Origin of the sequence: Nonomuraea sp. 3-1Str (assembly GCF_031570565.1) — a bacterium.
Taxonomy (GTDB): Bacteria; Actinomycetota; Actinomycetes; order Streptosporangiales; family Streptosporangiaceae; genus Nonomuraea.
Map to the genome: position 1 here is coordinate 125,809 of NZ_JALHBK010000003.1, position 4,772 is coordinate 130,580.

At 70.0% G+C, this 4,772-nt stretch carries 7 protein-coding genes; 5 read left to right on the plus strand and 2 right to left on the minus strand.

Going from position 1 to position 4,772, the window contains the following annotated elements; genetic code table 11:
* The first annotated feature begins 153 nt into the window (after positions 1–153).
* Complete coding sequence (gene eccB, locus MTP10_RS07390) at positions 154–1,557, plus strand: type VII secretion protein EccB (RefSeq protein WP_310708270.1); 1,404 nt, start codon at positions 154–156, stop codon at positions 1,555–1,557.
* Here the strand turns inward: eccB and MTP10_RS07395 are convergent.
* Together MTP10_RS07395 and MTP10_RS07400 are read right to left on the minus strand one after the other, a co-directional pair.
* Positions 1,547–2,050, minus strand: a complete 504-nt coding sequence (locus MTP10_RS07395) for a hypothetical protein (RefSeq protein WP_310708271.1) — start codon at positions 2,048–2,050, stop codon at positions 1,547–1,549. The genes eccB and MTP10_RS07395 overlap by 11 nt on opposite strands.
* A complete protein-coding gene (locus MTP10_RS07400; protein WP_310708272.1) occupies positions 2,043–2,549 on the minus strand; it encodes a hypothetical protein in 507 nt (168 codons plus the stop codon). The genes MTP10_RS07395 and MTP10_RS07400 overlap by 8 nt, the downstream gene beginning before the upstream one ends.
* A 26-nt stretch (positions 2,550–2,575) precedes the next feature.
* Between MTP10_RS07400 and MTP10_RS07405 the strand changes: the two genes are divergently transcribed.
* From MTP10_RS07405 to MTP10_RS07420, 4 genes are all read left to right on the plus strand, one after another.
* Entirely contained in the window at positions 2,576–3,439 is an 864-nt protein-coding gene (locus MTP10_RS07405) for an SseB family protein (RefSeq protein WP_310708273.1), read from the plus strand.
* A complete protein-coding gene (locus tag MTP10_RS07410) occupies positions 3,436–3,819 on the plus strand; it encodes a hypothetical protein (protein WP_310708274.1) in 384 nt (127 codons plus the stop codon). The genes MTP10_RS07405 and MTP10_RS07410 overlap by 4 nt, the downstream gene beginning before the upstream one ends.
* Before the next feature lie 81 nt (positions 3,820–3,900).
* Positions 3,901–4,302: a YbaB/EbfC family nucleoid-associated protein gene (locus MTP10_RS07415; protein ID WP_310708275.1), complete on the plus strand. Its 402-nt coding sequence runs from the start codon at positions 3,901–3,903 to the stop codon at positions 4,300–4,302.
* On the plus strand, positions 4,299–4,640 hold the full coding sequence (locus MTP10_RS07420; protein WP_310708276.1) for a hypothetical protein: 342 nt from the start codon (positions 4,299–4,301) through the stop codon (positions 4,638–4,640). Before MTP10_RS07415 ends, MTP10_RS07420 begins: the two co-directional genes overlap by 4 nt.
* Positions 4,641–4,772: the final 132 nt, after the last annotated feature.

A 4,772-nucleotide genomic window follows, 5' to 3' on the forward strand; every position in this document is an offset into this window, starting at 1 on the left:
GTAAGCCATCGTGCACCTCCCATAAGATCCACTAAGCCTGCAACTTACCGGAAAAGGTGAGGTTCAGGGGAGAAGTGGACACATCTGGGGCTGCTTCTATGCTGTCCTGATCGCGGGCGAAACGCGGCGGGACGCCGGAGCAACGGGGGTGGCATGCAGACCAGGAAGGATCTGTACCAGGCGCATCGGCTGATGACCCAACGTCTCGGCATGGCGCTGCTACAGGCTCAACCGGACGTGCCCGAATCCCCGATGCGCAGGCAGAACGTGGCCACGTTCGCGGGTGTGCTCATCGCGGTGCTGCTGCTGGCCGGTTTCGGCATCTGGGGGATGCTCAAGAGCGGCGGCGCGACCAAGCTGACGGACCCGGGGCAGCTGCTCGTGGAGGACGAGACCGGGGCCGCTTATGTCTACAGCCAGAAGGAGCGCAAGCTCCTGCCGGTCGCCAACTACGTCTCGGGCAGGCTTCTGCTCGACGTCGCCGACGTGAAGGTACGCAACGTGTCGGCCGCCTCGCTGGCCGACTTCCAGCGGGCCCCCCTCGTGGGCATCCCGGGAGCGCCGAACTCCCTGCCGGCCAAGGACAAGATGGTCCACGGGCCGTGGGCGGCGTGCGTGACCGAGGGCAAGGACGCCGCCGGCGGATCCAAGCCGTACGTCACGCTCGTGGGCGGCGCGGACGTCGGCGGGCGACCGCTCGGCGGCGACGCCATGGCCGTCCTCGACGAGCAGATGCGCGCCTGGATCATCTGGGCGGACCGGCGCATGCGGATCTCCGCCGAGGGGTTGCGGGCGCTGGGCGCGGGCACGCCGCGCAAGGTGCCGGCGCCCTGGCTCAACGCGATACCGCAGGCTCCCGTGGACTTCCGCGCACCCACGATCGAGAACAGGGGCCGGGCGGTGAGCGGCGGCAGGATCGGCCAGGTGTTCACCACCTCCGCGGTCGCGGGCGGCCAGCCCAGGTGGTACGTGCTCGTCGCGGACGGGTACGCGCAGATCACCAGCACACAGGCGACGCTGCTGCTGAGCGACCCGGAGACCAAGAAGGCGTACGGCAGGCGCCGGGCCGACCCCATCCAGACGGACGCGGCGACGGTGAACGCGTCGCCGTCGAAGGCACAGATGATGGGGGGCAACCTGCCGGAGAACCTGCCGAAGGTGGTGCCGATGCCCGTCGGGGCGCCGGTGTGCGCCGTCTACGCCGACACGGCGAAGGGATCGGCGCGGGCCAGGCTGACGGTGGGCGCGACGATCGCCATCCAGACGCCCAGGACGAGTGGCGGGCAGGACAGCTTCGACCAGGTACTGCTGCCGCCCGGCAGTGCGGTGCTGGCGGGGCTGCTGCCCGGGGAGGGGCAGATGGCGGCGATCGGCACGTATTACCTGGTCACCGATCAGGGGCGGAAGTTCGAGCTCAAGTCGGCCGACCTGATCGAGAAGCTGGGGTACGACTCGTCGGTGGTCGCCCCGCTGCCGGCGAACCTGGTGCACCTGATCCCGGACGGCCCCATGCTGGATCCACAGGCGGCCCTGGCCCCGCTCAAGGTCATGCGCTGAGTTCGTCCAGGTTCTCCTGGTAGAAGGCGACGTCGTCCGCCAGCCGCTCCCCCGTGAACCGCGCCGGGTCCTCCTGCCACGCCTGCCTGCCCTCGCTGGTCCAGAACGCCCCCGCCGGGACCTCACCAGCTCCCGGCGGCAGGAACTTGACCACCTCCATGGTGGCGTCCCTGGCGTACTCCCAGTTGAGCCTGGCGTCGTCGGCCCGGTCGTCCTCGCCGGCGGCGACCCCGAGGTCGTCGTGGACGGCCCGGCGCGCGTACTCGAGGGCGATGAGGTACCACTGCCCGGCGTCGATCAGCTCGGACAGGCCGAACCCGAATCGCTCACCGGTCCGGCGGGCCTCCGCCTCGCCGGCGTACGGGATCTCGACCTCGATCTCGCCCGCGGTCATCGTCCACGCCTCGGCGCCCTCCGTCAGCTCCGGCTCCACGTCGCCCGCGGAGAGGTTGACGAAGAGCGCGGCCTCCGTCAGCGTCCTGGCCCTACGCATCGCGGTAGGTGTCCCTCACCACGAGCAGCCGCTCGACCCGGAACCTGCCGGGCTCGGCGGCGTGCACCCGGAGCCCACGGTCGGTCCAGAACGCCTGCTCGGGGACCCTGTCCCGGCCTTCGGGAACGAACTTGAGCACCTCCTCGACCGCGGCGCGCGCCATCGCCAGCGCCCGAGCGCCTTCCTCCGGGTCGGGCGGCACGCTGCTCCCCACCTGATCGGCGACCCACAGCCACTCACCGGCGTCGATGAGCTGGGAGGGCTCCGCCCCGCCGAACGTGGGCCAGCCGTGGGGCGCCGTCTCCTGCTCCGGCAGCCCGAACACGTACTCCCGCTCGGCGCCGCAGTCGGCGCAGATGCCCGCGTAGGCGACGGCGAGCTCCTCCGCGACCCCGACCACGCCGCTCTCCCAGGGGGTCTCCACCGATCCGCATGCGCAGGGGGTGAGGTCGAGGTGGAGCAGGGCCTCGTCCCGGGTGCGCGCCACTGGCAAAGTCACATGGATCAACCTACTAGGGTGACGCCATGCACGTCGCGAGCTCGTTCGAGGAGGAACTCGGCCGGGCACACGCCCGCGGCGATCTGGCCACGTGCTTGTCCCTGCTGCGCACGACCGCCTTCGCCTGCCCGGTCAGCGATGAGCCGGCGGCGGGCGAGACGCCGGTGCCCTGGCCCACGTTCAGCGACGCCGAGCGCACGTGGGTGGTCGCCTTCACCTCACCGGAGGCGATGGGTGAGTCGGCCGGACGGTTCTTCGTCGTGACCCTGCTGGACCTGGTGGCCGGCTGGCCGGACCCGTCCTGGGGGCTGGCCGTCAATCCGGGCCGGCCGGTCTGCTTCTACCTGGAGCCCGGCACCGTGGCGCGACTCGCCGTGCCGTCTCTGCTGGAGGACGTGGCCCTGGGGCGGGCGTCCCGGGTGCCGGTCATGCAGAAGCTGCTCCGGCCGTTCGACGTCCTCGAACTGCTCACCACGGGAAAGCCGAGGGTGTCCGGTTACTGCCACATCGCGGCGGACGTGGCGCACCTCACGACTCCCACGGCACTGACGGAGGCGCTGTTCAGGGACGAGGCGCTGACGCGCGACGGCACGGTGAACATCCTGCGCTGGCCGGCCGTGGGGCTTTCGCTGTATCGCACCCCGTACGGCGGGACGGACGAGGAGAGCATGAAGGCCGTCGCCGGTTGGGTCGTCGAGGAGCCGCCGTTCGGTGGGATGGGGCTCGTGCCCAACGCGCACGAGATGATCCGGGAGTACAAGATCGACGGCATCCTGCTCCCGTACGGGGCGGAGATCGTGGAGCTGGACGCGGACGGCGAGGAGCGGCTGCGCGCCCAGTTCGACGCCGATCGCGGCAAGTGGCTCGTGCACGAAGAGGATCCCGCGTGACCTACCTGGCGTGCTGGGCGGGAGCCGTCTTCGAGGCGGCGCCGCAGCTCGGCGAGGGTGGCCTGTGGATGCGGCTGCGGAGCACGTCGCCCGCCGACGGGTTCGAGCGGCTGGAGGACGACCTGTACGTCCACGCCGTCCCGGCGGCGGAGTGCGCGTGGGTGCGCCACGTCATCACCGTCTGCATGTGGCGGGGAGCGCCCTTCCTGGTGTGCGCGGAGCGGGAGGACGAGTTGCTCGTCGAGTACGTCGGTGCGCATGTCACCGTGGCGAGGGAGCTTGACCTGGACCGGATCGACCGCGGGGTCCACCGGCTGTGGGTGCGCCGGGCCGAGGTTTCGGAGCTGCAGGAGCTGGCTGTGGAGATTGATAACAAGTAACACCCATGTTAAATCTGCCCCTTTTGTGCAGAGTGGTGTTCTTGGTACGTTCACCGAAAGACGCTCTTGGGGGATGTGTCGATGGACGTTGACGCAGCTGGCCTGCAGGCTTACGCCGACGAGCTCCAGGCCCGATTCATGGCGCTGCAGAGCGAAGCGTTGGATCTGCACGAACGGACCCGCGCGGTCGAGGTCACGGAGAAGTCCGCCAACGGCCTCGTCTCCGCCACCGTGGGGGCCGGCGGCGAGCTGATCAGGCTCGACCTCGACCCTCGCGTGTTCCGCGACCCCGACGCCCGAGGGCTGGCCGACACGATCACGGACACCATCCACCGGGCCGCGGCGAAGGCCCAGGACAAAGTGGTGGAGATCTTCGAGTCTGTGGTTCCCGCCGACCAGATGCGCGCTCACCTCGACGGTGACATCGAGACCGTGATGAAGCAGCTGGCCGGGCAGATGGTCGAAGGGGACGAGCGCCGGTGAGGGACGAGGAGGGCGTCGAGATCGCCGAACCCATCTCGACCGGCATCGGGCAGCTCGAAACCATGGCCGGCGACCTGGACACCGACTTCCGGTCGGACGAGGCGACGCTGCGCGGGCTGCTGGCGTCGCGAGTCTGGGGCACCGGGCCGGCCGGCACCGCTTTCTTCCAGGCCCTGCAGGTGTTCGGCGGCCCGGAACGGCTGCTGGACGACACCAAGGAGCTCGTGCGGGAGATCGGCAAGACGCCGCAGAAGTTCCGCAAGGCGATCACCCACTCCCTGAGCACCAACGAGGCTGTGGCGCGGCAGCTTGCCCATACCCTTCTCGGCCGCGACTGACGGGAACTGCGGCAGATGGCTGGCAAAAGGCCGGTAAATCCCAACTACGTGCCCAGCGAGGGCACGTCGGTCAGGCGGGTTCCCACGACCGAGGTCCGTCCCGCATGGGAGAGCTCGGCGTTACCTGGCTGG